Annotated in this window: 24 protein-coding genes; 8 read left to right on the top strand and 16 right to left on the bottom strand. The window is 67.3% G+C overall.

What is annotated here, in order from left to right; genetic code table 11:
* Positions 1 to 62 precede the first annotated feature (62 nt).
* Positions 63 to 956 carry a non-homologous end joining protein Ku gene (gene ku / locus BN1313_RS01025; protein WP_091735356.1) on the bottom strand — a complete coding sequence of 298 codons (894 nt, stop codon included), beginning with the start codon at positions 954 to 956 and terminating at the stop codon, positions 63 to 65.
* Positions 957 to 1,104: 148 nt separating this feature from the next.
* On the opposite strand from ku, the gene BN1313_RS01020 reads away from it, so the two are divergent.
* The 5 genes from BN1313_RS01020 (at position 1,105) to BN1313_RS01000 (ending at position 8,548) form a co-directional block, all read left to right on the top strand.
* Positions 1,105 to 1,908, top strand: coding sequence for an ImuA family protein (locus BN1313_RS01020; protein WP_091735353.1), 804 nt, complete (start codon positions 1,105 to 1,107; stop codon positions 1,906 to 1,908).
* Positions 1,826 to 3,349, top strand: coding sequence for a Y-family DNA polymerase (locus tag BN1313_RS01015; RefSeq protein WP_091735350.1), 1,524 nt, complete (start codon positions 1,826 to 1,828; stop codon positions 3,347 to 3,349). The genes BN1313_RS01020 and BN1313_RS01015 overlap by 83 nt, the downstream gene beginning before the upstream one ends.
* Positions 3,346 to 6,555: an error-prone DNA polymerase gene (locus BN1313_RS01010; RefSeq protein WP_091735348.1), complete on the top strand. Its 3,210-nt coding sequence runs from the start codon at positions 3,346 to 3,348 to the stop codon at positions 6,553 to 6,555. The genes BN1313_RS01015 and BN1313_RS01010 overlap by 4 nt, the downstream gene beginning before the upstream one ends.
* 395 nt (positions 6,556 to 6,950) lie before the next feature.
* Positions 6,951 to 7,985 (top strand): hypothetical protein, encoded by a 1,035-nt coding sequence (locus BN1313_RS01005; protein ID WP_141653056.1) that lies wholly within the window; start codon positions 6,951 to 6,953, stop codon positions 7,983 to 7,985.
* Positions 7,982 to 8,548 carry a hypothetical protein gene (locus tag BN1313_RS01000; protein WP_091735333.1) on the top strand — a complete coding sequence of 189 codons (567 nt, stop codon included), beginning with the start codon at positions 7,982 to 7,984 and terminating at the stop codon, positions 8,546 to 8,548. Before BN1313_RS01005 ends, BN1313_RS01000 begins: the two co-directional genes overlap by 4 nt.
* Positions 8,549 to 8,581: 33 nt before the next feature.
* Here BN1313_RS01000 and serA read toward each other — a convergent pair whose 3' ends face one another.
* Together serA and BN1313_RS00990 are read right to left on the bottom strand one after the other, a co-directional pair.
* Positions 8,582 to 10,156, bottom strand: coding sequence for a phosphoglycerate dehydrogenase (gene serA, locus BN1313_RS00995; RefSeq protein ID WP_091735330.1), 1,575 nt, complete (start codon positions 10,154 to 10,156; stop codon positions 8,582 to 8,584).
* 83 nt (positions 10,157 to 10,239) lie between these two features.
* Complete coding sequence (locus BN1313_RS00990; RefSeq protein ID WP_091742068.1) at positions 10,240 to 11,412, bottom strand: phosphoserine transaminase; 1,173 nt, start codon at positions 11,410 to 11,412, stop codon at positions 10,240 to 10,242.
* 332 nt (positions 11,413 to 11,744) lie between these two features.
* Here BN1313_RS00990 and BN1313_RS00985 point away from each other — a divergent pair, with 332 nt between their 5' ends.
* On the top strand, positions 11,745 to 12,149 hold the full coding sequence (locus tag BN1313_RS00985) for a hypothetical protein (protein WP_091735328.1): 405 nt from the start codon (positions 11,745 to 11,747) through the stop codon (positions 12,147 to 12,149).
* A gap of 61 nt (positions 12,150 to 12,210) precedes the next feature.
* On the opposite strand, the gene BN1313_RS00980 is transcribed toward BN1313_RS00985, so the two are convergent.
* The 5 genes from BN1313_RS00980 to rpsU all read right to left on the bottom strand — a co-directional run bounded on the left by BN1313_RS00980 (position 12,211) and on the right by rpsU (position 16,794).
* Positions 12,211 to 12,780 carry a nucleotidyltransferase family protein gene (locus BN1313_RS00980; protein WP_091735326.1) on the bottom strand — a complete coding sequence of 190 codons (570 nt, stop codon included), beginning with the start codon at positions 12,778 to 12,780 and terminating at the stop codon, positions 12,211 to 12,213.
* Positions 12,777 to 13,571 (bottom strand): bifunctional hydroxymethylpyrimidine kinase/phosphomethylpyrimidine kinase, encoded by a 795-nt coding sequence (thiD, locus tag BN1313_RS00975; RefSeq protein ID WP_091735323.1) that lies wholly within the window; start codon positions 13,569 to 13,571, stop codon positions 12,777 to 12,779. Before thiD ends, BN1313_RS00980 begins: the two co-directional genes overlap by 4 nt.
* A 30-nt stretch (positions 13,572 to 13,601) precedes the next feature.
* Positions 13,602 to 14,429, bottom strand: a complete 828-nt coding sequence (folP, locus tag BN1313_RS00970) for a dihydropteroate synthase (RefSeq protein WP_245620047.1) — start codon at positions 14,427 to 14,429, stop codon at positions 13,602 to 13,604.
* 69 nt (positions 14,430 to 14,498) lie between these two features.
* Positions 14,499 to 16,385: an ATP-dependent zinc metalloprotease FtsH gene (ftsH, locus tag BN1313_RS00965; protein ID WP_091735320.1), complete on the bottom strand. Its 1,887-nt coding sequence runs from the start codon at positions 16,383 to 16,385 to the stop codon at positions 14,499 to 14,501.
* Between the two features lie 175 nt (positions 16,386 to 16,560).
* Positions 16,561 to 16,794: a 30S ribosomal protein S21 gene (rpsU, locus tag BN1313_RS00960; protein WP_091735317.1), complete on the bottom strand. Its 234-nt coding sequence runs from the start codon at positions 16,792 to 16,794 to the stop codon at positions 16,561 to 16,563.
* Positions 16,795 to 16,988: 194 nt separating this feature from the next.
* Here rpsU and BN1313_RS00955 point away from each other — a divergent pair, with 194 nt between their 5' ends.
* Positions 16,989 to 17,645 (top strand): COQ9 family protein, encoded by a 657-nt coding sequence (locus BN1313_RS00955; RefSeq protein WP_091735314.1) that lies wholly within the window; start codon positions 16,989 to 16,991, stop codon positions 17,643 to 17,645.
* A gap of 18 nt (positions 17,646 to 17,663) precedes the next feature.
* Here the strand turns inward: BN1313_RS00955 and BN1313_RS00950 are convergent, their stop codons facing one another.
* The 4 genes from BN1313_RS00950 to BN1313_RS00935 form a co-directional block, all read right to left on the bottom strand.
* Complete coding sequence (locus tag BN1313_RS00950; RefSeq protein WP_091735311.1) at positions 17,664 to 18,743, bottom strand: 5-(carboxyamino)imidazole ribonucleotide synthase; 1,080 nt, start codon at positions 18,741 to 18,743, stop codon at positions 17,664 to 17,666.
* Between the two features lie 5 nt (positions 18,744 to 18,748).
* Positions 18,749 to 19,255: a 5-(carboxyamino)imidazole ribonucleotide mutase gene (gene purE, locus BN1313_RS00945; protein ID WP_091735309.1), complete on the bottom strand. Its 507-nt coding sequence runs from the start codon at positions 19,253 to 19,255 to the stop codon at positions 18,749 to 18,751.
* Positions 19,256 to 19,345: 90 nt separating this feature from the next.
* Positions 19,346 to 20,008: a TIGR02444 family protein gene (locus BN1313_RS17030; protein ID WP_091735306.1), complete on the bottom strand. Its 663-nt coding sequence runs from the start codon at positions 20,006 to 20,008 to the stop codon at positions 19,346 to 19,348.
* A 3-nt stretch (positions 20,009 to 20,011) separates the two neighbouring features.
* Positions 20,012 to 20,632, bottom strand: a complete 621-nt coding sequence (locus tag BN1313_RS00935) for a UbiX family flavin prenyltransferase (RefSeq protein WP_091735303.1) — start codon at positions 20,630 to 20,632, stop codon at positions 20,012 to 20,014.
* A gap of 131 nt (positions 20,633 to 20,763) precedes the next feature.
* Between BN1313_RS00935 and BN1313_RS00930 the strand changes: the two genes are divergently transcribed.
* Positions 20,764 to 20,937, top strand: coding sequence for a YdcH family protein (locus tag BN1313_RS00930; RefSeq protein WP_091735299.1), 174 nt, complete (start codon positions 20,764 to 20,766; stop codon positions 20,935 to 20,937).
* Positions 20,938 to 21,025: 88 nt separating this feature from the next.
* Here the strand turns inward: BN1313_RS00930 and BN1313_RS00925 are convergent, their stop codons facing one another.
* From BN1313_RS00925 to BN1313_RS00910, 4 genes are all read right to left on the bottom strand, one after another.
* Complete coding sequence (locus BN1313_RS00925; RefSeq protein WP_091735296.1) at positions 21,026 to 21,658, bottom strand: DUF1013 domain-containing protein; 633 nt, start codon at positions 21,656 to 21,658, stop codon at positions 21,026 to 21,028.
* A 121-nt stretch (positions 21,659 to 21,779) separates the two neighbouring features.
* Entirely contained in the window at positions 21,780 to 23,399 is a 1,620-nt protein-coding gene (locus BN1313_RS16960; RefSeq protein WP_141653055.1) for a M10 family metallopeptidase C-terminal domain-containing protein, read from the bottom strand.
* A gap of 84 nt (positions 23,400 to 23,483) precedes the next feature.
* Complete coding sequence (gene ribB, locus BN1313_RS00915; protein WP_091735293.1) at positions 23,484 to 24,614, bottom strand: 3,4-dihydroxy-2-butanone-4-phosphate synthase; 1,131 nt, start codon at positions 24,612 to 24,614, stop codon at positions 23,484 to 23,486.
* 55 nt (positions 24,615 to 24,669) lie between these two features.
* The gene (locus tag BN1313_RS00910; protein ID WP_091735290.1) at positions 24,670 to 26,055 is read right to left on the bottom strand and encodes an MATE family efflux transporter; all 1,386 of its coding nucleotides are present in this window, start codon (positions 26,053 to 26,055) and stop codon (positions 24,670 to 24,672) included.
* Between the last annotated feature and the right edge of the window lie 286 nt (positions 26,056 to 26,341).

The raw sequence follows: 26,341 nt of genomic DNA, 5'->3' as shown, positions 1-26,341 counted from the left end.
GATTGCGTCAAGCCGCCGCAGATTAGCAAGCTTAACCAGAGCTTGACTGTGTCTTTTGGCGGTCAGGCCCGCTTTTTGGTCGGGGCTTTTTTCGTCGTCGGCGGGGGCGTTTTGGCGGGCGCCTTGGCCGCTGGCGCCTTGCGAGCCGCAGCGGTCTTGCCGGCGGGCTTGCGCCGCTCGCCCCCGGTCTGACCCAGGCTGCGCTTGAGGGCCTCCATCAGGTCGATGACCTCAGCCTCCTGGGGTTCGGCCGGCTTGGTGATCTTCTTGCCCTTCTCCTTTTCCTGGATCAGGGCGCGCAGGGCGTCCTCGTAGCGATCATTGAACTTCGAAGGATCGAAGGGCCCTTCCTGCTGGCTGATGATCTTGGCGGCGATATCGACCATCGCCGCGGGCGGCTTAGACGCGGGGATGTGGCCGAAGATCTCGTCGACGTCACGCACCTCGCGCTTGGCGCGGATGGTGTAGGCGAGAATCCCGCGGTCCTTGGGCTCCAGCGCGATCAGCCGCTCACGCTGGTGCATGACAAGGCGGCCGAGCGCGATCTTGCCGGCTGACTTCATCGCCTCTCGGATCACCGAGAAGGCTTCGACCGCCATCTCGCCGTCGGGCGCGAGGAAGTAAGGGTCGTTCCAATAGAGACGATCGATCTCCTCCTCGTCGACGAAGGTCTCGATGTCGAGGGTGCGGGTGGTCTCCAGGCGGACGTTCTTGATCTCATCGTCAGTGACGACGACGTAGCGGCCTTTCTCGATCTCGTAGCCCTTGACGATGTCGGCCCGGTCGACCGGCCCGCTCTCCGGATCGGTGGGGATCATCTTGATCCGGTTGTGGGTGTCCTTGTGCAGCATGTTGAAGTGCACCTCGCCGCTACGCGAGGTGGCCGTGTAGAGCGCGACGGGGCAGCTCACGAGGCTCAAGCGCAGGTAGCCTTGCCAGGTCGGGCGGGTAGCCATGGGTGTCTCCGGATGATCCGGGACTCGAACGCGCCTCATGGGAATCAGTTCGGCGCGATGCGGCGACGTCCGGGATTGGCGGAACGGCGCGGTTGACTCCCTCGTCGTCGCGCCTAGAACAAAATAAGAACTAACGGAGTCTTAAGCCATGTCCGATTTTCGCCCCCCGGCGGGCGTGTCGGCGCGTCTCGCCGCCTTGCAGGCGAAGATCACCGCCCTGGAAACGGGCGGACAGGCGGACTCTGAATCCCTGCCCTTCGGCGATCGCCGCATCGACGCCTGCCTGCCGGGCGGCGGCTTACCGCTGGGCCGCTGGCACGAGCTGTTGGGCGAGGGGATGGAGATCGAGACCGCCGCCGCGCCCGCCGCCTTCGCCGCCCTGATGGCCGCGCCCCTGGCCGCGCGCGGCCAGGCGGTGTGGGTGATGCGCCGCGACGACCTGCATGCGCCGGGACTGCTGGGCCTGGGCTTTCCGCCGGATCGGCTGATCCAGGTCTGCGCCCGCGACGAGGCCGAGGCGCTGGCGGTGATGGAGGACGCGCTCACGACGCTCGGCGTCAGCGCCGTCTTCGGCGAGATCGACGCCGTCGACCTGACCGCCGGCCGCCGGCTGCAGCTGGCCTGCGAGCGGCGCGGCGCGACCGGTTTTGTCATTCGCCGAAGGCCCTATGGCGGCGGCGGGCCGCGCGAGGCGAGCGGCTCCACCGCGGCGACCCGCTGGCGCGTCACGCCCGAGCCGTCCCAGCCCCCTGCCGGAGAATTTGGCCTGGGCGCGCCACGCTGGCGGGCTTCGCTGGAGCGCTGCCGGGGCGGGCGGACGGGATCGTGGCTGTTCGAAGCGGCGCAGGCCTACAGTCTGGAGATCGAAGATGGGACGCATCCTCTGCGCCTGGTCGCCCAGCTGGGCGATCGCAAACTGGCGTCGGCGCAACCCCTCCGCCTCGCCGGCTGAAGGGCCGTTTGCGCTGGTCGAGACGATACGCGCCGTCCGCCGTCTCGCCGCGGTCGACAAGGCGGCTGCGGCGCTTGGCCTGTATGCGGGGCAGAAGGCGACCGACGCCATGGCGCTGGCGCCGGAACTGGTCACCGCCGAGGCGGAGCCTGAGGCCGACGCCCTGGCGCTGAAGGCGCTCAGCGACTGGTGCGTGCGCTTCTCGCCGGCCGTGGCGACCGAGGCGCCGGATGGCCTGTTCCTGGACATCAGCGGGGTCAGCCACCTCTGGCGGGACGAACCGGCGATGATCCGCGACCTGCGCGTGCGCCTGGCGGCCAACGGCCTGAAGTTCCGCTGCGCTATCGCCGATACGCCCGGCGCGGCCTGGGCTCTGGCTCACTACGGACGTTCTTCCGAAATCATCGCCGAGGAGGGCGGCCAGGCGGAGCTGCTGTCGCCCCTGCCGCCGCAGGCGTTACGGATCGAGCCGGAGGCCGCGGCCCAGATCGCCCGGCTGGGCCTGCGCACCATCGGCCAGGTGATCGCCCTGCCGCGCGCGCCGCTCGCCCGCCGATTCGGTCAGGCGACCCTGGAGCGACTGGACCAGGCGCTGGGCCGCACCACGGAGGCCCTGGTGTTCCGGCGGCCGGCCTCGTCCTGGGTGGCCAGGCTGGCCTTCTCCGAACCGATCAGCGCGCCGGAAGACATGGCCCGCGTCGCCCACGACATCTGCGCGGTCCTGTGCCGGCGACTGGAGGCCGAGGGGCGGGGGGGGCGGCGGTTCGAGATCGCCTACCACCGTCTGGATGGCCAGGCCCTGGTCGCCGCCGTGGGCCTGGCCCTGCCGGGCCGCGACGCCGCGCGCATCGCCAAGTTGATCGCCCCCAAGCTTGAGGCCCTCGATCCCGGTTTCGGCGTCGAGGTCGTGACGCTGGAAGCTCTGGATGTCGAGCCCCTGTCCGGACGCCAGACGCGCCTGGACGCCGTCCGCGCGCCCTCGGTCGAGGAAGGCTTGAGTCCGCTGGTCGACCGGCTGACCAACCGCCTGGGCGCCGATCGCGTCTGGCGGGCCGCCCCGGTGGAGAGCCATGCGCCGGAGCTGGCGTCCGGCCGGGCGCGGCCGCTGGCGCCGGCTGCGGACGCCGCGCCGTGGAACGCTGAGACCCCCCGCCCCTTGCGCCTTTTCCGCCGGCCTGAGCCGCTGGAGATGGTCACCGCGCTGCTGCCCGACGATCCGCCCGTGCAGTTCCGCTGGCGTGGCCGGCTGCACCGGGTGCTGCGCGCCGAAGGGCCGGAGCGGATCGGCGACGAGTGGTGGAAGGGCGACATCGCCGATGTCCGGGTCGACAAGGTGCGCGACTATTACCGCGTCGAGGACCAGGTCGGCGGCCGCTACTGGCTGTTCCGCGCCGGGGTGGCGGCCGACAGCCCCTGGTGGATGCACGGGCTGTTCGGATGAGCCGCTATGTCGAGCTGCAGGCCGCCAGCAACTTCTCTTTCCTGCAAGGCGCCTCCCATCCCAAGGAGCTGATCGTCGAGGCCGCGCGCCTGGGCGTCGAGGGCGTCGGCGTCTGCGATCGCAACACCCTGGCCGGGGTGGTCCGCGCCTGGTCGGCGGCGCGCAAGCTCAAGACCGATGCGGGGATCGCCGTCCGCCCGCTCACCGGTTGCCGGTTGGACTTCATGGATGGAACGCCCAGCCTGATCGTCTATCCCTCTGACCGGGAGGCGTATGGCCGGCTGACGCGACTGCTCACCCTTGGTCAACGCGCGGCGAAGAAGGGCGAGTGCCATCTGACCTGGACCGACTTCCTGGCCCACGCCGAGGGCCAGCTGGTCCTGGCCATACCGCCCGCGCGGCTGGACGAGGCCTTCAGCCAGGCCCTGCGGACCATCGCCTACGACCTGCCGGACGTCTGGCTGGTCGCGTCGCGGCAGTATGGCGCGCGCGACCTGAAGCGGCTGTCGCAGCTGGCGGCGCTGGCCCAGGCGCACCGGGCGCCGATGGTCGCGACCAACGACGTCCTCTACCACCACCCTGAGCGGCGGAGCCTGCAGGACGTGGTCACCTGCATTCGGGAGAACTGCACCATCCATGAGGCGGGCTTGCGCCTCGCCGCCAACGCCGAGCGCCACCTGAAGTCGCCGACGGAAATGGCGCGGCTCTTCGCCAAGTTTCCCGGCGCCGTCGAGCGGAGCGTCGAGATCGCCGGACGCATCAGCTTCGACCTTGGCCAACTCTCCTACGAATATCCCGACGAGCCGGTGCCGCTCGGTAAGACGGCGATCCAGCACCTGACGGACCTAGCCTGGGCGGGCGCGGACTGGCGCTATCCGAAGGGCGTGCCGGACAAGGTGAAGCGCCTTGTCGCCGGCGAGCTCGCGATCATCGGCGAGATGAAGTACGCCAACTACTTCCTGACTGTGCACGACATCGTCGATTGGGCGCGCCATCCTGATGACGGCAAGCCGCCCATCCTGTGCCAGGGCCGCGGCTCGGCGGCCAATTCCTGCGTCTGCTTCTGCCTGGGGGTGACCGCGGTCGATCCGACCAAGGAGGACCAGGACCTCCTGTTCTCCCGCTTCATCTCCAAGAACCGCAACGAACCACCGGACATCGACGTCGATTTCGAGCACGCCGAGCGCGAACGGGTGATGCAGTACGTCTATCGACGCTACAGCCGCGAGCGGGCGGCGATCGTCGCCACCGTCATCCACTACCGGCCGCGCATGGCGATCCGCCAGGTGGGCAAGGCGCTTGGCCTGACCGAGGACATCACCGCCGCGCTCGCCAACACTGTCTGGGGCTCCTTCGGCTCCAGCCTGCCCGAGGACCACATCCGCCAGGCGGGGCTTGATCCCGACAGTCCGGAGATTCGGCGGGCCACGACGCTGGCGACCGAATTGCTCAACTTCCCCCGCCACCTGTCCCAGCATGTGGGCGGCTATGTCCTGACCAAGCGCCGCCTCGACGAGACCGTGCCGATCGGCAACGCCGCCATGGCCGACCGCACCTTCATCGAGTGGGACAAGGACGACATCGACGAACTGGGCCTGATGAAGGTCGACATCCTGGCGCTGGGCATGCTGACGGCGCTGCGCAAGAGCCTGGACATCATCGGGATCGCCGACATCGCCGACATCCCGCAGGAGGATCCGGCCGTCTACGACATGCTCTGCAAGGCCGACTCCATCGGCGTCTTCCAGGTGGAGAGCCGGGCGCAGATGTCGATGCTGCCCAGGCTGAAGCCCAGAAAGTTCTATGACCTGGTGGTGGAGGTGGCGATCGTGCGCCCCGGCCCGATCCAAGGCGACATGGTCCATCCCTACCTCAAGCGGCGGGCCGATCGCTCGCTGGTGGAATATCCTCGGCCGGGGCCTGAGTTTCCCCAAGACGAGTTGCAGGATATCCTGAAGAAGACCTATGGCGTCCCGCTCTTCCAGGAGCAGGCGATGCGCATCGCCATCACCGCCGCCGAGTTCACGCCTGAGGACGCCGATGGGCTGCGGCGCTCCATGGCCACCTTCCGCCACATGGGCAATGTCGGCGACTACGAGCAGAAGTTCATCGAAGGCATGACTCGGCGGGGTTACGACCCCGAATTCATCCAGCGTTGCTTCAAACAGATCGAGGGCTTCGGCTCCTACGGCTTCCCCGAGAGCCACGCGATCAGCTTCGCGCTCCTGGTCTACGCCTCGGCCTGGGTGAAGCGATGGCGGCCGGACGTCTTCTGCGTCTCCTTGCTGAACAGCCAGCCCATGGGGTTCTACCAGCCGGCCCAACTGGTCCGCGACGCCGTGGCCCATGGGGTCGAGGTGCGCCCTCCCGACGTGATGTTCAGCGACTGGGACTGCGCCCTGGAGGACGACTTGGCGCCGCGGGGGCCGGAGGACTTTCCGGGGGCGGTGAAGGCGGTGCGCCTGGGCCTGCGCCAGATCAAGGGGCTGAAGGATGTCGACGCCGCGGCCATCATGAAGGCCAGAACGGCCGGCGCCGAGACCATCGAAGCCTTCATCCAGACCCCCGGCCTGCATCGACGAGCCTTGGAGTTGTTGGCGGAGGCTGACGCCTTCCGCTCGCTGGGTCTTGCGCGCCGCGAGGCCCTGTGGGCGGTGAAGGGCGCGGCCCTGGAGCGCGCCTCATCTCTGCTGGCCGGCCAGAGCCCTAAGGAGGCGCAGGTGTCCCTGCCCTTCATGAGCCTGCCGCAGGAGGTGGCCGAGGACTATCGCACCACCCACCTCTCGCTGAAGGCCCACCCGATCAGCTTCTTCCGGCCGCAGCTGGCCGACATGAGGGTTTTGCCTGCGAAAGCTTTGACGCGCGTCCCCAACGGCCGGCGGGCTTCGGTCGGCGGCCTGGTGCTGGTGCGCCAGCGGCCGGGCACGGCCAGGGGGGTGGTGTTCCTGACCCTCGAGGACGAGACCGCCAACGCCAACATCGTCATCTGGAAGGACGCTTTCGAGGCCCACCGGCGCACGGTGATGAGCGCCTCCTTCCTGGTGGTCCACGGCAAGGTCCAGACCGCCGAAGGCGTCACCCACCTGGTGGCGGAGCGCTTCACTGACCTGTCGGCGGACCTGTCGCGCCTGCGAGACGACCAGGTCGCGCCGGAGATTCGCAACCGCGTGACCGGCCGGCTCATCCGTAGCCGGGATTTTCATTGATGGGGCGCGTTCGAACGCTCGAGATTAGTGGCGGTTGCCGACGCTGCGCCGGTGGTTCATCAAGCAATAATGTTCTCTTTTTGTTCTTTACAAGCTGACCCTTCAAGGAGAGAATCTGGCAAGGCTAAACGGAGAGAAGTGGCATGACGAACCGGGGATCGCCGCTCGTGATAAGAGACGCCTACGAGCGTCGGCTGCGAGAGGCCGAAGCGCTGCGGCGTCAGGCGGAAGCCGCTGCAGATCGCGCCTTGCAGGACGCTCTTCGTACTGGCCGAGGCGTCGCGACCCAGGTTCGCAAGGAAGCCGAGCGGCTAGGCACCAATGTCAGTCGGTCGCTGGCGCCGCCGCGAAATTCTCCTGCGACGCGAAAGCCAAGCGCGCCGCCGCCAAGCCGTATGTCAGTCCAACCGAGAGCCCGAGGCCCGGCGAAATCTCGTGGCGATGTCATTGTCGACCAGATCCTCGCAGCGGCGCGCGGTGGTCAAGATGCTTTCACCTTCGGCCTTGGCGATCTCGCCTATGCGGGCGGCAACGCCTTGGTCGACGCCACGCGCGGGGAAGCATTGGGCGAGGCCTGGACTCGACGTGTCGCGGCGGAACGCGAGCGCGACCGCTACGACATGAAGCATTATCGCACAGCGCGAACGGTGGGCGAGATCGGCGGCACGGCCTTGGGGTTGGTGGCGCTCGGACCGCTTGACGGCATACTTGCCGGTGGAACCAGAATTGCTCAGACAGCCGCCATCGGCGGGCGAGAAATAGGGGCGATCGGCGCGGCCGGCGCAGGCTTAGGAATCGGCGGCCAAGCCCTATCCGACCGCGTGAGCGGGCGCCGCGGATCGGTCGGCGATTACCTTGGCGCCGCGGCGGGCGGGTCGGTCGGCGCGCTTGGCTCAGTTCGGGGGCGGCCGACGCAAGCGGCGGCGTTGGGTGGCGCGACGACATCGATCGCGCAGGATGAATTGAACGGACGACCCGTGGATTTGCACGAAGCCGCCCTTGCCGCTCACATCGCCGGATATGTCGCGGCGCCAACTGGGCTCGCGGGTCGGGTGGTGAGTGATCGGTTGCCCATGCGGCAAAAAGGTAAGCTCGGCGACGCCCTTGGCGTTGGCCGCACCTTGGCGAACGGCGATTGGCCGAAGGCGTTTCAGAAACGGTACTATTTGAAGGGCGCCGAGGCGAAGCGCGGCAATCCGTACACTGTCGTAGATCAGAGGACAGTGAGGGGGCTTCTGACGGAGCAGAAGTTTGGGCGCTCAATTGATGATCTTAGCAAAAACCAGAATCTCGCCCTCGAAGAGTTTGGTCCGGCGGGCTATCGCGTCGACCATTTCCTGCCTCGCGACGTCGGCGTGATCGTCGCCTATCCAGCGGGAAACGCGAGTACGAGAGCTGTGAAGCAAGGCCAGAAACGAGAGGGGCGATGACGGGGGAAAAAAAGGCCAAGCTGCGACGCCGTTCGCCGGGATGGATCGAGTCCAAGGCGATGGGCTCGGCCATCAAGGCGGAACTGGTTCCGCTGATGCAAGCCGCTGGCTGGTCGGCAGTGAAAAGCGATCCCTATCGCAAGTATACTTATTGGTGGGGTCGTTTCAGCTTCGAGCGTGTCAGCCCGTGCCTGATCGAGATGTTCGACATCGGGTATAAGTACGGGTGGCGTGCTCGTGTGAGGACGCATTACGTTCGACTGGAAGGGGATGACGAACAGCAGCACGAGCAAACGCAAGCGTGGCTAGATGGCTACTGGTGCTGGTCGAATTTCGGCGCTTGGATTTGGTTCGTCTATCGACTGCTCAATCGCGCCGAGGACGCCCTTCGTTTCGCGATGGAGGACGCCAGACATCAGTTGGCGGAGCTTGAAGGCTTCGCCTCAGCCGGAAAGCGGCCTGATCGCCAGGATTTTTCGGTGGAGTTCAGGTCGAAGAGCTGTCCCTGGTCTGAGGACGAGCGCGAGCTGTTCGACGCGGCGACGGCCGTCGAAGGCAATTGAAGGGCCGCGGCGAGGACGCCGCGGCCCTTTCCATTAGAACCGCAGGGTCCGCGCTTCCTTGACGTTGGGCAGGGTCTGGATCGAGGTCAGCAGGGCCTCGGTGGGTTCCTGGTCGACGCCGACGAGGGCGATGGCGTCTTCGCCGGCCGAGACACGGCCGAGGTTGAAGGTGGCGATGTTGACGCCGGCGTCCGCCAGCAGGGCGCCCAGGCTGCCGATGAAGCCTGGCTTATCCAGGTTGTTCACATAGAGCATGGTCGGCGCGAAGGGCGCGTCCAGGTCCATGGACTTCACCTCGATGATGCGCGGCATGCCGGCCAGCACCGACCCGGCGAAGGAGCGCTTGCCCTTCTCGGTGGTGACGGTGATGCGGATCAGGCTCTCGTAGATGGGGCTCTCGTCCTGGCGGCTTTCCGAGACGGTGATGCCGCGTTCCTTGGCCACGGCGGGAGCCGAGACCATGTTCACCTCGGCCAGCATCGGGCGCATGACGCCGGCGAGCGCCGCGGCGGTCAGCGGTCGGGTGTTCAGCGCCGCCACGTCGCCCTCATAGGCGATGTCGATGGCCTTGACGCCGAAGTCGACCATCTGGCCGGCGAAGGCGCCGAGCTTTTCGGCCAGCGCCACGAAGGGCTTCAGGCGCGGCGCTTCTTCCGCCGTGACCGAGGGGCTGTTCAGGGCGTTGGAGACCGCGCCGGTCAGCAGGTAGTCGCTCATCTGTTCGGCGACCTGCAGGGCGACGTTCTCCTGGGCCTCGTTGGTCGAGGCGCCCAGATGCGGGGTGGCGACGAAGTTCTCGGCGCCGAACAGCACATTGGCCTTGGCCGGTTCCTCGACGAAGACGTCGAAGCCGGCGCCGCCGATGTGACCGCTGTCGAGGCCGGCGCGCAGGGCGGCCTCATCGACCAGGCCGCCGCGGGCGCAGTTGACGATCAGGACGCCCTTCTTGGTCTTGGCCAGGTTCTCGGCCGACAGGATGTTACGGGTCTTGTCGGTGAGCGGGGTGTGCAGGGTGATGACGTCGGCGCGGGCCAGCAGGTCCTCCAGCTCCACCTTCTCAACGCCGATCTCGACGGCGCGGTCGTCCGACAGGAAGGGGTCGAAGGCCACGACCTTCATCTTCAGGCCCTGAGCGCGGTCCGCGACGATCGAGCCGATGTTGCCCGCGCCGATGAGGCCCAGCGTCTTGCCGAACAACTCGACGCCCATGAAGCGGTTCTTCTCCCACTTGCCGGCCTGGGTGGAGGCGTCGGCGGCGGGCATCTGGCGGGCCAGGGCGAACATCATGGCGATGGCGTGTTCGGCGGTGGTGATCGAGTTGCCGAAGGGGGTGTTCATGACGACGATGCCGGCGGCGGTGGCCGAGGGGATATCGACGTTGTCGACGCCGATGCCGGCGCGGCCGATGACCTTCAGCTTGGTGGCGGCGGCGATGACATCCTTGTCGGCCTTGGTGGCCGAGCGGACGGCCAGGCCGTCGTAGTCGCCGATGATCTGCAGCAGCTCGTCCTTGGTCAGGCCGGTCTTCACATCGGCGTCGACGCCGCGCTGCTTGAAGATGTCGATGGCGGCGGGGCTCAGTTTGTCAGCGATCAGAACGCGGGGCATGGGTGGTCTCCATCGGGAGAAGCCTCCCCGCCTATGACGCGGGGAGGACTATTTCAGGGAAAGGCGGGGTCAGGCGCGGCCGGTCAGGCCGCCGCCAGCTCCGCAGACAGGGAGGCGAAGGCCCAGTCGAGCCAGGGCGTGAGCGCGTCGAGATCGGCGGTGTCCACCGTCGCCCCGCACCAGATCCGCAGGCCCGCCGGCGCGTCGCGATAGCCGCCGATGTCGAGGGCGACCCCCTCCTTCTCGAGGAGCGCGGCCAGCTTCTTGGCGAAGTCGGCCTGGGCGTCGTCAGACAGGGCGGTGATCTTGGGATCGACGACCTTCAGACACACCGAGGTGTTGGAGCGGGTCTCAACCGTCTCGGCCAGGAACTCGACCCAGGCGGTCTTGTCGACCCACTCGGCCAGGACGGCGAGGTTGGCGTCAGCGCGGCGCTGCATCTCGGCGAGGCCGCCGATCTGTTCGCCCCACTTCAGGGCGTCGATCGCGTCTTCCACGGCCAGCATGGAGGGCGTGTTGATCGTCGCGCCTTCGAAGAGGTCGAGGCCGACCTTGCCGCCCTTGGTCATGCGGAAGAGCTTCGGCATCGGCCAGGCCGGGGTGTAGCTTTCCAGGCGGGCGACGGCGCGGGGCGACAGGATCAGCACGCCATGCGCGCCTTCACCGCCCAGCGCCTTCTGCCAGGAGAAGGTGATCACATCGAGCTTGGCCCAGTCGAGATCCTGGGCGAAGGCCGCGCTGGTGGCGTCGCAGATGACGACGCCTTCGCGGTCGGCGCTGATGAAGTCGGCGTTGGGCACGCGCACGCCCGAGGTCGTGCCGTTCCAGGTGAAGACGAGGTCGCAGGCCGGGTCGACCTTGGTCAGGTCGGGCAGCTTGCCATAGGGCGCGTCCAGCACCTCGGCGTCGATCTTCAGCTGCTTGGTGACGTCGGTCACCCAATCCTTGCCGAAGCTTTCGAAGGCCAGAAGCTGAACCTTGCGGGCGCCCAGCATCGACCACATCGCCATCTCCACGGCGCCGGTGTCGGAGCCAGGGACGATGCCGATCAGGAAGTCGTCGGGCACCTGCAGCACGGCGCGGGTGCGCGTGATCGCTTCCTGCAGCCGGGCCTTGCCCAGCTTGGAGCGGTGCGAGCGGCCGAGAACCGCGCCGGACAGATTTTCGGGGGTCCAGCCGGGGCGCTTGGCGCAGGGGCCGGAAGAGAATTCGGGTCGAGCCGGCTGCATGGCCGGTTTGGCGGTGGTCATAGCGATGTCTCCCATCCTCACAGATGAGCAGCGCCCCGTTGGGAGGGCGTGGCCCGCGGCGGAAAAGCGCCTGTTTCGGCCTGATCGCAAGAAAAATATTTCTCAACCCGACGTCTTGCGCAGGGGTGTTGCAACCCTACCCCGTACCTCCTGGCGATCTTTTGCGAACCTGAACAACGGACAACGACAGGCTCAGATCAGCGTCATCGGCGGTGTGGTTTTCTCCCCTCACGAACGCAGAAGGCCGGCCGGCGGACCCCCGCTTCCCGTCCCCCGCGGAACCCGACGGCCGGTCTTCTGCGTTCAGCACATCAAACGTTCTCGAAGGAGAGATCACCATGAAGAAGATCGTCACCCTCTCGCTGATCGCCGCGTCCGCCCTGTCCGTGGCCGCCGGCGCCGCTCAGGCCCAGGGCTATGGCCCGAACCGCGACTACGGCCCCAACCGCGACTACGATCGGGGTCAGTGGTCTTCGATCAATGATCGCCAGGCCATGCTGGACCGACGGATCGATCGCGGCGTCCGTTCGGGCGACCTGAACCGTCGTGAGGCCATGCGTCTGCGCGCCGAGTTCCGCCAGATCGCCCGGATGGAGATGCGTTATCGCCAGAACGGCCTGTCGAACTGGGAACGGGCCGACCTTGATCGCCGCTTCGATCGACTCGCCTCACAGATTCGCTGGGAGCGCCGCGATAACCAGATGGGCTATGGCTACGGCTACGACCGCGACTATCGCCGCTAAGGCCTAGGTCTTTAGGCAAAGTAGGGCCCCCGGAGCGATCCGGGGGCTTTTGCTGTTCAGTCTAGGGCTCGATCTTCACTTCCGGCCACCGCTTGGCGATCGCGGCCGAGGTGCGAGGGAAGCCGGCGGTGACCCGTCGTGGATTGGGCCGCAGTCGCATCGCGAAAAGGTCTTCCAGGCCGAAGGGCGCGATGATCGTCATGGCGCCGTCGACCTCCAGCCGCGCGCCCACGGCGAACAGCGGGCTGACGAAGCGCTCAAGCGCCTCTTCCGTGCCCCCGAGCGGCGCGTATTCCTCGCCGAACTTCATCTGGAACCAGAGGTGGACGCGGGCCTGGTTGCGAACCTCGACCATGGCGTCCAGCGGCGGATTGAACGACGTGGCGACCTGGCGGATCACCGCGTCCTCGGCTTCGTAGCTGGTGTCGAGGTCGAAGTAGCCGAGGTCGTAGTCTTTGATCCCATAGTTGTCGGGACGGCCCGTCAGGTGGTTCAGGACGCGCTGGTAGATCGCGCCGGAGAAGATCAGCCACTCCGGCAGGGCCAAGTCGCGGGCGGTCTCCATGACGGTCATCAGGTCCGGGGAGCCGCGCAGGATCGCCTCAAGCTCGACGGCGCGCGGATCGGTCATCGCAGGGACCACGCGTGGTCGAGAGGACCGTGTCCATGGCCCAGCCCAGGGGCGTGGCGGATCGCCTCCTGCACATAGGCCCAGGCGGTGGCGACGGCGATCTCCATCGGCAGGCCCTGAGCCAGGCCGGCGGCGCAGGCGGAGGCCAGGGTGCAGCCGGTGCCGTGGGTATGGCGCGTATCGATTCGCTCGGCCTCGAACAGGGTTTCGCCGTTTGCGGTCATCAGGACGTCGGTCACGCGTTCACCCGGCACATGGCCGCCCTTCATCAGGACGGCGCGGGCGCCCATCGACAGCAGGATGACGCCGGCGGCGCGCATGGCGTCGAGGGAGTCGACCGCGACGCCCGCCAGCGCCTCAGCCTCGGGGGCGTTGGGCGTCAGCAGCGCGGCGCGCGGGACGAGCAGGGCGCGGACGGCGCTGACCGCCTGATCGGCCAGCAGGGGGTGGCCGCCCTTGGCGATCATCACGGGATCGATGACGGCGGGAATTTCGGAGGCCCGGTCGAGGATGCCGGCCGTCGCCTCGACCATGATGCGATCGCCCAGCATGCCGGTCTTAATGGCGTCTGCGCCAATATCGTCGAGCACGGCGCGGGCCTGGGCCTCGACGATCTTCGGGGGGATCGGGTGAACAGCCTTCACGCCTAGGGTGTTCTGCACAGTGACGGCGGTGATGGCGGTCGCCGCATAGGCGCCCAACATGGTGACCGTCTTGATGTCGGCCTGGATGCCGGCGCCGCCGCCGGAATCTGAGCCAGCGATGATGAGAACACGTCCAAGGTTGGCCATATCGTTGGGTAGCCCGGCTTTTCGGTCTCTCTAAGCGTTTTTTGACGCCGCTTCGATGGCCGCCCAGACCTTCAGGGCCTGGGCGGTTTCGCGCACATCGTGGACGCGCACTGCGGCGATGCCGGCGCGCACCCCCCACAAGGCTGCGGCCAGCGACCCGCCGAGGCGCGCGTCAGCGGCGGCGTCGTCGTCCAGCGCGCCGATGAACCGCTTGCGGCTCACGCCCAGCAGGACAGGAAAGCCTAGGGCGACAATGCCCTCGAGGCTCCCTAGCAGCGGCAGGTTGTGGCGGGTCATGTGCTTGCCAAAGCCGATCCCGGGATCGAGCCAAATCTTCTCGCGGGCGACACCGGCGCTGAGCGCGGCCTGCGCGCGTTCGGCCAGCGCTGCGGTCACCTCGCGCACGACATCGTCGTAGTGCGGCTCGGCCTGCATCGTGCGCGGCTCGCCCTGCATATGCATGAGGACCACGCCGCAGCCGAGCTCTGCCGCGGCCGCCAGGCTGTCAGGCGCGCCGGTCAGCGCGCTGACGTCGTTCCAGATGTCGGCGCCGGCGGCCATGGTCGCGCGCGCGACCTGCGGCTTCATGGTGTCGACGGAGATGGCGATGTCGCTCATCGCTCTAATCGCGGTGATGACCGGGACGAGGCGGGCGATTTCGATCTCGGCGGGTACGGGGTCGGCGCCCGGCCGCGTCGACTCCGCGCCCAGGTCGAGAATGTCGGCGCCCTCGGCGATCATAGCCTGCGCGCGCGCCAGGGCCGCGGACGGCTCCAGGAACCGCCCGCCGTCCGAGAAACTGTCCGGCGTCAGGTTGAGGACGCCCATGACGAGCGCGCGTTCAGGCCAGCTGTGCATCGGGCCTTGTATCAAAGAAAAGGGCGGCGGCCTCGTCGACCGCCGCCCTGATTTCGTCGGGTCCCAGGCCTAGGCCGGCTCAGGGTCGGCCGGGCGCGGTGAGATGGGCACGGAGACCGCAGGGCCGTTTGGCCGCTTGGCTTCCTTGTCCTCGCGCGACGGGGCGACGCCCTTCAAGGCGGCGATGATCTCGTCCCCGGACAGGGTCTCGTACTCCAGCAGGGAGCGGGCCAGGATGTGCAATTCCTCAAGCTTGGTGGTCAGGATGTGACGCGCCTCGTCCTCGCCGGCCTTCACCAGACGCTTGACCTCCTGGTCGATGATCCGAGCGGTTTCTTCCGAGACGTTCTGGTTGCGCGCGACCGAGTGGCCCAGGAACACCTCCTCCTGGTTTTCGCCGTACTCGACGGCCCCCAGGAGGTCGGAGAAGCCCCACTTCGTCACCATGGCCTTGGCGAGCTTCGTCGCCTGGCTGATGTCCGACGAAGCCCCGGAGGTGACCTTGTCCTTGCCGAAGATCAGTTCTTCGGCGACGCGGCCGCCGAACAGGATCGCGAGCCTGGACGTCATCTGCTCGTAGCTCATCGACAGCTTGTCGCGCTCCGGCAGCTGCATGACCATGCCCAGCGCGCGGCCGCGCGGAATGATCGTCGCCTTGTGCACAGGATCGGTGGAGGCGACGTTCAGCGCCACCAGGGCGTGGCCGCCCTCGTGGTACGCGGTCATCTTCTTCTCGTCCTCGGTCATGACCATCGACCGGCGCTCGGCGCCCATCATGACCTTGTCCTTGGCGTCTTCGAAGTCGCGCATGGTGACCATGCGGCGGTTCTTGCGGGCGGCCATCAGGGCGGCTTCGTTCACCAGGTTGGCAAGGTCGGCGCCGGAGAAGCCCGGCGTGCCGCGTGCGACAATCTTGGTGTCGACGTCGGCGGCCAGGGGCACGTTCTTCATGTGGACGCGCAGGATGCGTTCACGGCCGTTGATGTCGGGATTCGGCACCACGACCTGGCGGTCGAAACGGCCCGGCCGCAGCAGAGCGGGATCGAGCACGTCGGGCCGGTTGGTCGCGGCGATCAGGATGATGCCCTCGGTGGACTCAAAGCCGTCCATTTCGACCAGCAGCTGGTTCAGGGTCTGCTCGCGTTCGTCATTGCCGCCGCCCAGGCCCGCGCCACGGTGGCGGCCGACGGCGTCGATTTCGTCAATGAAGATGATGCAGGGGGCGTTTTTCTTGGCCTGTTCGAACATGTCGCGCACGCGGCTCGCGCCGACGCCCACGAACATCTCCACGAAATCCGAGCCCGAGATCGAAAAGAACGGCACGCCCGCCTCGCCGGCGACAGCGCGAGCGATCAGCGTCTTGCCGGTGCCGGGCGGGCCGACCAGCAGCGCGCCCTTGGGAATCTTGCCGCCCAGGCGCTGGAAGCGCTGCGGATCCTTCAGGAAGTCGACGACTTCAGAGAGTTCCTCCTTGGCTTCGTCGACGCCGGCGACATCGTCGAACATCACGCGGTTTTTGTTCTCAGTCAGCAGGCGGGCCTTGGACTTGCCGAAACCCATCGCGCCACGCGCGCCGCCCTGCATCTGGCGCATGAAGAAAATCCAGACGCCGATCAGCAGCAGGATCGGCAGACTGTTCAGGATGAAGCCGATCAGGGTGAAGCCGCCGGCGGCCTTCACCGAGATGTCCGCGCCCTGGCCTTCCAGCCGCTTGACCAGGTCGTCCTGATTGTTCGGCGTCACCGCCGTGAACGTCTTGCCGGCGCTGTCCTTGACCTCGACGACGGCGCCGCGGATGACCGCCTGGCGCACCTCGCCGGAGTTCACCTTGTTGAGCATTTGCGAATAGGTGACTTCGCTGACGCCGGCCGCGTGGCCACCGCCGCTCACCATGCTGTAGAGGCCCACCAGGACGACGACGATAACGCCCCAGATGACAAGATTGCGCAGGTTCATGTGGTCTCTGATCGCTTCCGCAAAGACAGTCTGGTCAACAAGATAGGACTGGAGGGGCGCTCACGCCAGCGGAGCCATGGAAACGCGGCGGAAGACCGCGTCTCCGCAGGGTCCTGAATGCAAAAAAGCCGCGCTGGGTGCGCGGCTTTTCGCAAACTTTCTCGAAGGAGTCGGCTTAACGCGCAGGCTTCTTTGGCGCAGCGATTAGGCCTTCGCGCTGGGCGCGCTTGCGAGCCAGCTTGCGGGCGCGACGGACGGCTTCAGCCTTCTGGCGAGCGCGCTTTTCCGACGGCTTTTCGTAGTGCACGTGGCGCTTCATCTCGCGGAAGGAGCCTTCGCGCTGCATCTTCTTTTTCAGCGCCTTGAGGGCTTGGTCGACGTTGTTGTCGCGAACGAAAATCTGAACCAGAGGTCTCTCTCCTGTCGATCGGTCCCGCTCGGCCCCCTCGGTCCCAGCTTGGGGGCGGCGGCGAGCGAACGAAAATAGAATGTCGGCTCCGGAGGCTGAAGCCTTCGGAATTGAGGGGCGGCAGATACCAGAAGGCGGAAGGCCTGTCCACGCGACTCCTCCCCCTCCTTGAAAAACCTGGGTAAGGTCCGGCGATGACGACGGGCGAAACCCTGGACTGGGCGCAAACCACCGAGCAGGCGGTGCTGGATCATGCGCTGCGCCTGGCGCCGGCCCACGGCTGGTCCTGGCCGATGGCTCGCGCCGCCGGCGCGGCGGCCGGCTTGAGCGAAGGCGAGACCGACCTGCTCCTGCCGCAGGGGCCCAAGGACCTCGCAGCTCTGGCCTGCCGGCGGCATGACCAGCAGTGCCTGGCCGCGCTCAGCGATGTCGAACCCATGAGTCTGAAGGTGCGCGAGCGCATCGCCCGCGGCTTGGAGGCCAGGCTCGCCGTGGCCCTGGCCGGCGCCGCTGCGGAACGGCGGCTGGCGGGCTTCCTCGCCTTGCCGCAAAACCTGCCGCTGGCCGGCCGGCTGGCCTGGGCCAGCGCCGACAGTCTCTGGCGCTGGGCCGGCGACACCGCCACCGACGAGAACCACTATACGAAGCGCGCGATCCTGTCGGGCGTACTGGCCACGGCCCTGGCCATCGGGTTGAGCGAGGGCCAGGATGGGGCCTTCGCCTACGTCCAGCGCCGTATCGACGATGTCATGGCCTTCGAGAGATGGAAGGCGACTACGGCCTTCAGGCCGCAGGCCGCACTGACAGGATTGGCCTCTGCGCTCGGTCGCTTGCGTTATCCGAGCCCCTGAGACGCTGCGGCGCTCAGGTCAGAGCGGGCGCACGCGATTGACGTGGCCCATTTTCCGGCCCGGCTTGGCCGCGCGCTTGCCATACAGGTGAACCCGCGTAGCCGGCTCGGCGGCGAGGCTGCGCCACGCGCCGGCTTCATCGCCCAGCAGGTTCAACATCTCGATGCGGGCGATGGCGTCGGTAGGGCCGAGCGGCCAACCGGCGACGGCGCGAATGTGCTGCTCGAACTGGTCGACCTGACAGCCGTCCTGCGTCCAGTGGCCGGTGTTGTGCACACGTGGCGCGATCTCGTTCACCAGCAGGCTCCCGTCGGCCATCTCGAAGAGTTCGACGCCAATCACTCCGACATAGTCCAGGCCGTCGAGGATCCGCGCGGCGATGCGTTCGGCCTCGGCGGCGGTCGGCGGGCTGATGTCGGCAGGCGCGGACGTGCGGCGCAGCACGCCGTTCTCATGCTGGTTTTCGCCTAGCGGATAGACAGCGACTTCGCCGTCGCGGCCCCGTGCGGCGATCACTGACAGTTCGCGGACGAAAGGCGCGGCGGCCTCGACGATGACGCGTGCGCCGCCGAGGGCTTCGAAAATCCGCCCCGCGTCGGCCACATCCTTCACCCAGGACTGGCCCTTGCCGTCATAGCCTTCGCGCCGGGTTTTCATCAACGCCGGCACGCCGATCCGAGCGACAGCGTCGATAGCCTCGGCCGCAGTGCTCGCCGCGGCGAAAGCGACGGTGGGGCAGCCGTTCGCATTGAGGAACGTCTTCTCGTCGAAGCGGTCCTGGGCGACGGCCAGGGCGCGGGCGCCGGGTGCGACCTCGGCCCCGAACTGGGCGAGCTGGGCGACGGAGGCGGCGGGGACGTTCTCGAACTCAAAGGTCACGACATCGGCGGCTTCGGCCAAGGCCCTCAGGCCCTCGCCGTCGTCATAGGCGGCGACGATCAGGCGGGCGCAGACGCGACCGGCCGGAGAATCGGCTTCCCGCTCAAGGACAGCGACGTCAAAGCCCAGGCGTGAGGCGGCTTCAGCCAACATGCGGCCAAGCTGGCCGCCGCCCAGAACGCCGATAGTGGAGCCTGGCGGGAGCGGAAACTGCGGCAAGAGCCCTAGTCCTCGACCGTCTCGGCGACTGAGGCTGTCTGTCGCGCGATGAAGGCCGCCAGCCGCTCGGCCAGGCCTTCGTCTCCGAGCGACAGGATGCGGGCGGCCAGGAGGCCGGCGTTTTTGGCCCCGGCCTCGCCGATGGCCAAGGTCCCCACCGGGATGCCGGCGGGCATCTGGGCGATCGACAGGAGGGAATCCATGCCGCTGAGCGCCTTGGACTGCACCGGTACGCCCAGCACGGGCAAGTCGGTCAAGGACGCGGTCATGCCCGGAAGGTGGGCCGCCCCGCCTGCGCCGGCGATGATCACCTTGACGCCGCGGGCGCGTGCGCCGGTGGCGAAATCGTACATCCGTTGCGGCGTGCGGTGGGCCGAGACCACCTTGGCCTGATAGGCCACGCCCAGGGCGTCCAGCATCTCGGCGGCGCCCTTCATCGTCGGCCAGTCAGAACGGCTGCCCATGATGATGGCGACGGGCGCAGTCGTCTGTGACGCGGTCGTTTCGCTCATGGCGCGAGGAGTTCCGGCAGGGGCCTTCAGAAGGCGGCGGAGTATAGGCGCCGGCCGCCCCGCGGCAACCGGCTTAGTCAAGGCGGGCCTCTAGGCGATGATGTCGGGGGTCAGCTCGTCTTCCAGCTGGCTGATGGCGTCCTTCAAGGCGAGCTTTTTGCGCTTCAGCCGGCCGATCAGCATCATGTCGGGTATGGCGACCCGAGACAGGATCTCGATGGAGGTGTCGAGCTCGGCGTGATCGCGGCGCAAGGCGGACAGGCGGTCGCGCAACGCGGCCTCGGCGATATCGCCCGCGGCGGTCTCTATGGCGCTCGCCAAGCGCGCCAGGGCTTCAGGCGGGGCGGAGTTGCGCCAGGCCATGGAGGCCAGGCTCATCGCCGCCATCAAATCACCGTCGCCGCGCGGCGCGAGTGGCTCGAGACTGTCCAGGAGCACCTTTTCCGCATTCAGCTCGACATCGGCGACCGTGGCGCGGAAGGCTTCGCGGGCCGCGCTGGCGACACCGTCCTGCTCGGCCTTGAGACCGCGGCGCAGGGCGCGGAGCGGCAGGACGGCGAGGGCTTCCCAGCCCGCCGAGATCTGCGCGGCCCGGGTGAACACCTCAGGTTCGGCGGCGCGCGACCAGGCGGCCCACAGCAGGAGGCACAGGTTCTGGTCGTAGCGCTCCTGCAGCACCAGGCCCGCGTCAGCCACATCCGGCCGCCCATAGATGGCCAGCGACCAGATCCACAGGCTGTCGTCGCGATCCATGCCTCAGTCCTGCGGAGCCGACGGGCCGACGTCGCGGCCCCAGCGGCGTACGGCGCTCCAATCGAGACCGAAGAGATCAAGGGCGCGGCCCACGGACTGGTCAACCATTTCCTCCAGGGACTGCGGGCGGGCGTAGAAGGCCGGGACCGGCGGGGCGATCACGGCGCCCATTTCGGCCAGGCTTGCCATGGTCCTGAGGTGACCCAGATGCAGAGGTGTCTCGCGGACCATCAGCACCAGGCGGCGGCGCTCCTTCAGGGTCACGTCGGCGGCGCGGCTGATCAGGGAGGCGGTCACCCCGGTGGCGATCTCGCCCATGGTGCGCACCGAACATGGCGCGATGATCATGCCAAGCGTGCGGAAGGAGCCGGAGGCCGGCGCCGCGCCGATATCGGCGGGCTTGTAGACGACGTCGGCCCGCTCGTGCGTCTGGGCGAGCGTCAGATCAGTTTCCTGCGCCAGCGTCAGGGCCGCGGCCCGGCTCATCACCAGGTGGGTCTCGACGCCCAGCGCGCGGCATGCGTCCAGCACCCGCAGGCCGTAGATGACGCCAGAGGCCCCGGTGATCCCAACCACCAGGCGATTTCGCCCGTTGGACGAGCGCTCAATCGCAGTCTCGCTCATCGAGGGGCTCCTAACGCATCGTTCTGCGGCACAGTTTCAGCCGCAGGCCGTGCAAAGATATGTGATCTGACACGGCGGCGCAGCGGGTGTTCACTTTCATCCGTGTCCAACCGAACAGGAGGCCATACGATATGGCGGTTGAAAGCCGGATCCGTGAACTCGGGTCGCGTCACCACTCCATCGACGAAGCCATCCGCGACGAACTCAGTCGTCCGTCCAGCGACGGCGCCAGACTGACAGAGCTCAAGCGCCGCAAGCTCCGCCTCAAGGAGGAGATGGAGGCGCTCCGAAGCCGGACCCACTAGCGCGCCTTCAAGCGCCTGAACTCCCACACACTTAGGACGCACGGCCGGCGGGCAATAGATCGCCGCCGGCCGGACGCCCATTTTCAGATCAACCTTCGGCGTCTTCTGACGCCGCGCCCGCCATATCGGATTCAGAGGCGGGCTTCAGGGTCGCGCCGTCCGGTTCCTCGACGCCGCGCCGCGCGTCGTCCTTGGTCTTCTTGTCGGCGGCCTTACGCACCAGGGCGTCCAGCTCAAGCTGAGAGGTGAGGCCCAGCGTCACCGGGTCGACCGGCTTGATATTGGCCGAGTTCCAATGCGTGCGGTTGCGGACCTGGTCGATCGTCGCCTTGGTGGTGCCCAGCAGGCGCGAGATTTGAGCGTCGGTGACTTCCGGGTGGTTGCGGACAAACCAGGCGATGGCGTCGGGCCGGTCCTGGCGGCGCGACACCGGCGTGTAGCGCGGCGCCTTTTTCACCGGCTTCAGCAACTCGGCGTGACGGCTCTTCTGCTGGGTCATGCGGAAAGCGGCGTTTGCCTGGGCCTTGTCAAGTTCTTCGCGCGAAAGCTGTCCATTGGCGATGGGGTCGGCGCCCCGGATGTCGCGCGCCACCTCGCCGTCGGCGATGCCCTTCACCTCAAGCGGGTGCAGGCCGCAGAAGTCGGCGATCTGTTCGAAGGTCAGCGAGGTGTTGTCGACGAGCCAGACGGCGGTCGCCTTGGGCATCAAGATGTCGGTCATGGTCAGTCCCGGATGATTTGGGCCCCGGATGGTTCAGGCGCGGATTTCAGGGTCCAGAAACGAAGGCGCCCGGCCTTGCGGCCGGGCGGGTGTTGCATTTGCTATAGGACCTTAGCGGACCTTAGGCCACGAAAATCCAATCCTGGGATCCGGCGGCGACGATGCCGACCAGGATCAACTGGTCGCCATTCCCCAGGTCGATGACGGCGTCCGCACCCTCCTGTCGAACGGTGTAGCTGACGCCCCGATCAAGCTGGACGCGATCACCCTCGGCGGAATTGAAGTCGACCACGCGATCCGTCGCCGCGGCGGTGAAGAAGTAGAACGTGTCGGCGCCTTCACCGCCGGTGATGGTGTCTGCGCCGCGATCCCCGGCCAGCCAGTCGTTCCCGTCGCCGCCGAACAGCACGTCGTCGTGCTGGCCGCCGCGGATGGTGTCGGCCCCGACGCCGCCTTCCAGGCTGTCGTCGCCCATGTTGCCGTAGACGATGTCGTTTCCGGTCTCGCCGTAGAGCTTGTCGTCGCCCTGCCCGCCGACAACCCAGTCATTGCCAAGGCCGCCGCGGGCGATGTCCTGGCCCTTGTTGCCGTTGATGTCATCGAAGCCCGCGCCGCCAATGATGGAGTCATCGCCGTCGTCGCCGCGCAAATAGTTGGTCCCCGCGCCGCCATAGATCGTGTCGCCGCCGCCGCCGCCGTAGATCTCGCCGCCGAAGTCGGCGCCCCAGATGCGGTCTGCGCCCAGGCCGCCCTTGGCGTTCTCCATCTGCACGCCCTGGGCGACGGCGACGTTGCCCACGAGGCCGCCGATGTTGGAGAAGGCGCCGGGCCTGAGGTCGATCAGTTGGTTTTGCCAGTAGCCGGAGACGTCCAGGGTGTCGCGGCCGCCGGCGTCCCATATGGCGAACACCAGCTTGGTGGTGGCCGAGGTCGCGCCGTACCAGGGCCGTTCGGCGGTCGAGTTGAAGCCGTAGACCGTGTCGCCGGTGCGCGTGGTCATGTTCGCGCCGTACTCCAATTGGGCGGCGGCGATGTCGTGGAGCAGCGGAGCGGCGCTGAAGACTCCGCCCAGGTCGGCGCCGGTGTTGCTGGCGCTGAAGTAGCTCATCACCGTGTACTGGCGGCTATCCTCGTAATAGGTCGCGTGCTCGCTGTAGGTGATGTTTTTGTCTTCCTCGGCGTCGTAGTCCGCGGGATGCGCCAGGCCGATGGCGTGACCGATCTCGTGGGTCATCGTCATGGCGCCGTAATTTCCCACGGCTGGGCTGTAGTTGTAGCTGAAGCCGGCGTTCACCCAGACGTCGCCGGCGTCGCTCGTCGCCTCCGTGTCGCCTGGGTAGGAGGCGAAGGCCACGGCGCCTTCGACGCCGTTCGTATAGTTGGCGAACAGGATGGAGGCCTGGTCGGAGTAGGCGCTCTCGCCCGACAGCCCGGCGCCGGCGCGGACGAAGCTGATGTTCGCCACATCCGACCAGGCCAGCATCGATAGCTCAGCCTGGGCGATCTGCTGGCTGTTGAAGCGGGTGAAGCCGGTTGCGTCCTCAGGCATCTCGCCCGGCGCAGTGGCGCGGAAGGCGTAGGTTACGGTGAAGCCGACGCCCAGGGCCGATGACCACCCCGGTTCGCCCCGGACGATCTGGTCGGCGGCTTGGTCAACGGTGAAGGACGGCTTGCCATTTGGCCCGGTGGCGGCCGCAACCTGGTCGCCGTTGAAGGCCTCGAAGGCGTTCAAGTCCGTCATCTGTTACTTCCCCCGTTACACTTGCCCCATAGCGCCCGGGGCCGGGGCCTGTCCTCGCGACGGTTTGGCGCGCGACGGCGCGCCTCAGTCGATCTGGTCGTCCTTCAGTTCTTTTCGCCCGACGATTTTGAGTCCGAAGCCCATTGCGGCTGGGAGGACGGTCTGTGAGGAGCTGAGGAGGATGAGTTCGCCGACGCCCATGTCGAGGAGGATCTGGGCTCCGATGCCGTAGTCTCTCAAGGTGTGGTCGCTCTGGTTGTCGTCGTCGGCGCCATATCGCTCGGAGAGCCACGCGGGATTGGGATCGCGGATGAAGACGGCGACGCCTGCGCCGTCGTGGTCGGCGATGGCCTTGAGGGCCGCGGGGACGTAGTCGCGGCGCTTTTCGACGTGGCCGAGCATGTCGGCGGCGATGTCGACGCGATGCATGCGCACCAGGGTGGGCCTGTCTGGATCGATGCGGCCCTTGGCGAGGACTAGGTGCTCGGTCCGGTCGAGCACGTTGCGGTAGACGAGCATGCGGAAGCGGCCGCCGTAGGCGGAGTCGAAGGGGCGTTCCAGCACGCGCTCGACCTGGCGCTCGGTGCGGCGGCGGTAGGCGATGAGGTCGGCGATGGCGCCGATCTTGAGGCCGTGCAGCTGGGCGAAGGCGACGAGGTCCGGCAGGCGGGCCATGGAGCCGTCGTCCTTCATGATCTCGCAGATGACGCCGGCGGGGTTGAGGCCGGCCATGCGCGAGATGTCGACGGCGGCTTCGGTGTGTCCGGCGCGGACGAGGACGCCGCCGTCCTTGGCGACCAGGGGAAAGACGTGGCCCGGCGAGACGATGTCGTCGGGGCCTTTGGAGGGATCGACGGCGACGGCGATGGTGTGGGCGCGGTCCTGGGCGGAGATGCCGGTGGTGACGCCTTCCCGGGCCTCGATGGAGACGGTGAAGGCTGTGCCGTGGCCGGACTGGTTGTCGACGGCCATGGGCGGCAGGCGCAAAGCCTTGGCGCGTTCCGCCGTGATCGACAGGCAGATCAGGCCGCGGGCGTAGCGGGCCATGAAGTTGACCTGCTCGGGCGTGGCGAACTGGGCGGGGATGATGATGTCGCCCTCGTTCTCCCGGTCCTCAGCGTCAACCAGGATATAGGGCCGGCCGTTGCGCGCCTCCTCAATGATCTCCTCAATCGGAGAAATCGCATTGGAGATGTCGTCGTTGCTGCTGCTCATGGCGATGCTCTCTAAGGGAAGGCGAGGCGGATTTCCACGGCAGGTGTCACTGATTTCAGCGCTCCGCGACTTCAGCCAGCAGCCCCGCCTTGCGCCAAGGTCCCCATAGGAAATAGGCGGTCGACATCGCGATCATCGCCAGGCTGCCGACCGGGAAGCTCCACCAGACGGCATCGACGCCGAAGCGGCCTTCGAGCGCCCAGGCCATGGGCACGCGGACGCCCCACAGCGCCAGGATCATGATGATCAGTGGCGGCCAGACCACGCCGTTGGCGCGCACGACGCCGGTGAAAACGAAGGAAACACCGAAGAATATGAAGCCCCAGAGGATGAGGGCGTTGATGTGCCGCGCGATCTCAAAGGATGGGCTCGTCCGCGGCAGGAAGGCGTTCAGAATAGTTGGCTCGAACAGATAGATCAGAAGCACGGGCGTGGCCGTGGCGATCAGGGCGTAGATAACGCCGGCGCCGGCGACGCGGTTGACCCGGTCCATCCGGCCGGCGCCCAGGTTCTGAGCCGCCATGGTCGAGACCGAGGCGCCGAGCGCCATGGCCGGCATCTGCACGTAGGTGATGATCTGCAGGACCGCCCCATACGCCGCCGCGGTCGCCGATCCGTAGCTGTTGACGAAGCTCATCAGCGTCACCGCCGACAAGGAGACCAGCATCATCTGCAAGGACATCGGCACACCCTTGCCGATCAGGGTCGACAAGAGGCCGATGTCGGGCCGAAGATACTTCCAGTCGGGCCGGTGTAGGATCAGAATGCTTTTGCGGCGGACGAGCAAAGTCAGCATCAAGCCCATGGTCGCAGCCTGGGCGATGAAGGTCGCCGCCGCAGATCCCGCAACGCCGAGCTCAGGCAAAGGGCCCCAGCCGATGATCAGCAGCGGGTTGAGCAGCACGGCGGTGGTCACCATGGTCAGCGAAAAATAGAAGGGCGTGCGCGAATCCCCGAGGCCGCGTTGCGCCATGATCAAAAAGTTGAAGAAGGCCAGCATCGGTAGGGTGGCGAAGATCACGCGCAGATAGGCCACCGCGTCGGCGCGCGCGTCCGCGGGTGTTCCCATCAGGTCGAGGATGGCGGGCGTGAAGGTGACACCCAACAAGCCCAGCAAGGACCCGGCGACCACGAAGAAGAAGCAGCAGGCCCCGACCACCCGCTTGGTCAGCTCAATGTTTCCGGCGCCGGCGGCCTGGCCGATCAGCACATTGGCCGCGAGCGTCACGCCCATCACCCCGCTCAGGATCAGGAAGAAGATCTGGTTGGCGTTGGCGGTCGCTGTCAAAGCGGCCTCGCCCAAAAGGTGGCTGACCCAGATCGCGTTGGCCGAACCATTGATCGACTGCAGCATGTTCGAGCCAAGGATCGGCAGAGCGAAGACCAGCAGGGTCTTGGCGATGGGCCCCGTGGTCAGGTCCGGCCGTTTGCGTCGGCGCAAGGGAAGGGGGTCTGAGGCCGCAATGTCCGCACCCAGCGAATCCGGGGTGACGGCTTCAGAGGCCAGCGCCTCCGTGGACAGGGAATCGCCGTCGCCCGCACCAGGCGGCGGAGAGGCCGGGCGCCGTGAAACAGGGCGCCCCTGGGCCTGACCTGGCCCGGGTCGGGTCGACTGATCCACCTGGCGTTTCCCCTGGTTTTCAGGGGTTGTACGGGTTTGAACCGGCCCCTATCAAGAGCCCCGGCGCCGGGGCGGGGCCAGTACGCCCCCGGTGGACGTCTTTGGG

The organism is Phenylobacterium immobile (ATCC 35973), from assembly GCF_001375595.1.
GTDB classification, from domain to species: Bacteria; Pseudomonadota; Alphaproteobacteria; order Caulobacterales; family Caulobacteraceae; genus Phenylobacterium; species Phenylobacterium immobile.
This window is presented reverse-complemented; position numbering and strand designations above follow the sequence as displayed.

What these genes read in the sequence shown, in the direction of transcription:
- ku (WP_091735356.1), bottom strand. Translation starts at nt 956, where the DNA reads ATGGCTACCCGCCCGACCTGGCAAGGCTACCTGCGCTTGAGCCTCGTG.
- BN1313_RS01020 (WP_091735353.1), top strand. Translation starts at nt 1,105, where the DNA reads ATGTCCGATTTTCGCCCCCCGGCGGGCGTGTCGGCGCGTCTCGCCGCC.
- BN1313_RS01015 (WP_091735350.1), top strand. Translation starts at nt 1,826, where the DNA reads ATGGGACGCATCCTCTGCGCCTGGTCGCCCAGCTGGGCGATCGCAAAC.
- BN1313_RS01010 (WP_091735348.1), top strand. Translation starts at nt 3,346, where the DNA reads ATGAGCCGCTATGTCGAGCTGCAGGCCGCCAGCAACTTCTCTTTCCTG.
- BN1313_RS01005 (WP_141653056.1), top strand. Translation starts at nt 6,951, where the DNA reads ATGTCAGTCCAACCGAGAGCCCGAGGCCCGGCGAAATCTCGTGGCGAT.
- BN1313_RS01000 (WP_091735333.1), top strand. Translation starts at nt 7,982, where the DNA reads ATGACGGGGGAAAAAAAGGCCAAGCTGCGACGCCGTTCGCCGGGATGG.
- serA (WP_091735330.1), bottom strand. Translation starts at nt 10,156, where the DNA reads ATGCCCCGCGTTCTGATCGCTGACAAACTGAGCCCCGCCGCCATCGAC.
- BN1313_RS00985 (WP_091735328.1), top strand. Translation starts at nt 11,745, where the DNA reads ATGAAGAAGATCGTCACCCTCTCGCTGATCGCCGCGTCCGCCCTGTCC.
- BN1313_RS00980 (WP_091735326.1), bottom strand. Translation starts at nt 12,780, where the DNA reads ATGACCGATCCGCGCGCCGTCGAGCTTGAGGCGATCCTGCGCGGCTCC.
- thiD (WP_091735323.1), bottom strand. Translation starts at nt 13,571, where the DNA reads ATGGCCAACCTTGGACGTGTTCTCATCATCGCTGGCTCAGATTCCGGC.
- folP (WP_245620047.1), bottom strand. Translation starts at nt 14,429, where the DNA reads ATGCACAGCTGGCCTGAACGCGCGCTCGTCATGGGCGTCCTCAACCTG.
- ftsH (WP_091735320.1), bottom strand. Translation starts at nt 16,385, where the DNA reads ATGAACCTGCGCAATCTTGTCATCTGGGGCGTTATCGTCGTCGTCCTG.
- BN1313_RS00955 (WP_091735314.1), top strand. Translation starts at nt 16,989, where the DNA reads ATGACGACGGGCGAAACCCTGGACTGGGCGCAAACCACCGAGCAGGCG.
- purE (WP_091735309.1), bottom strand. Translation starts at nt 19,255, where the DNA reads ATGAGCGAAACGACCGCGTCACAGACGACTGCGCCCGTCGCCATCATC.
- BN1313_RS17030 (WP_091735306.1), bottom strand. Translation starts at nt 20,008, where the DNA reads ATGGATCGCGACGACAGCCTGTGGATCTGGTCGCTGGCCATCTATGGG.
- BN1313_RS00935 (WP_091735303.1), bottom strand. Translation starts at nt 20,632, where the DNA reads ATGAGCGAGACTGCGATTGAGCGCTCGTCCAACGGGCGAAATCGCCTG.
- BN1313_RS00930 (WP_091735299.1), top strand. Translation starts at nt 20,764, where the DNA reads ATGGCGGTTGAAAGCCGGATCCGTGAACTCGGGTCGCGTCACCACTCC.
- BN1313_RS00925 (WP_091735296.1), bottom strand. Translation starts at nt 21,658, where the DNA reads ATGACCGACATCTTGATGCCCAAGGCGACCGCCGTCTGGCTCGTCGAC.
- BN1313_RS16960 (WP_141653055.1), bottom strand. Translation starts at nt 23,399, where the DNA reads ATGACGGACTTGAACGCCTTCGAGGCCTTCAACGGCGACCAGGTTGCG.
- ribB (WP_091735293.1), bottom strand. Translation starts at nt 24,614, where the DNA reads ATGAGCAGCAGCAACGACGACATCTCCAATGCGATTTCTCCGATTGAG.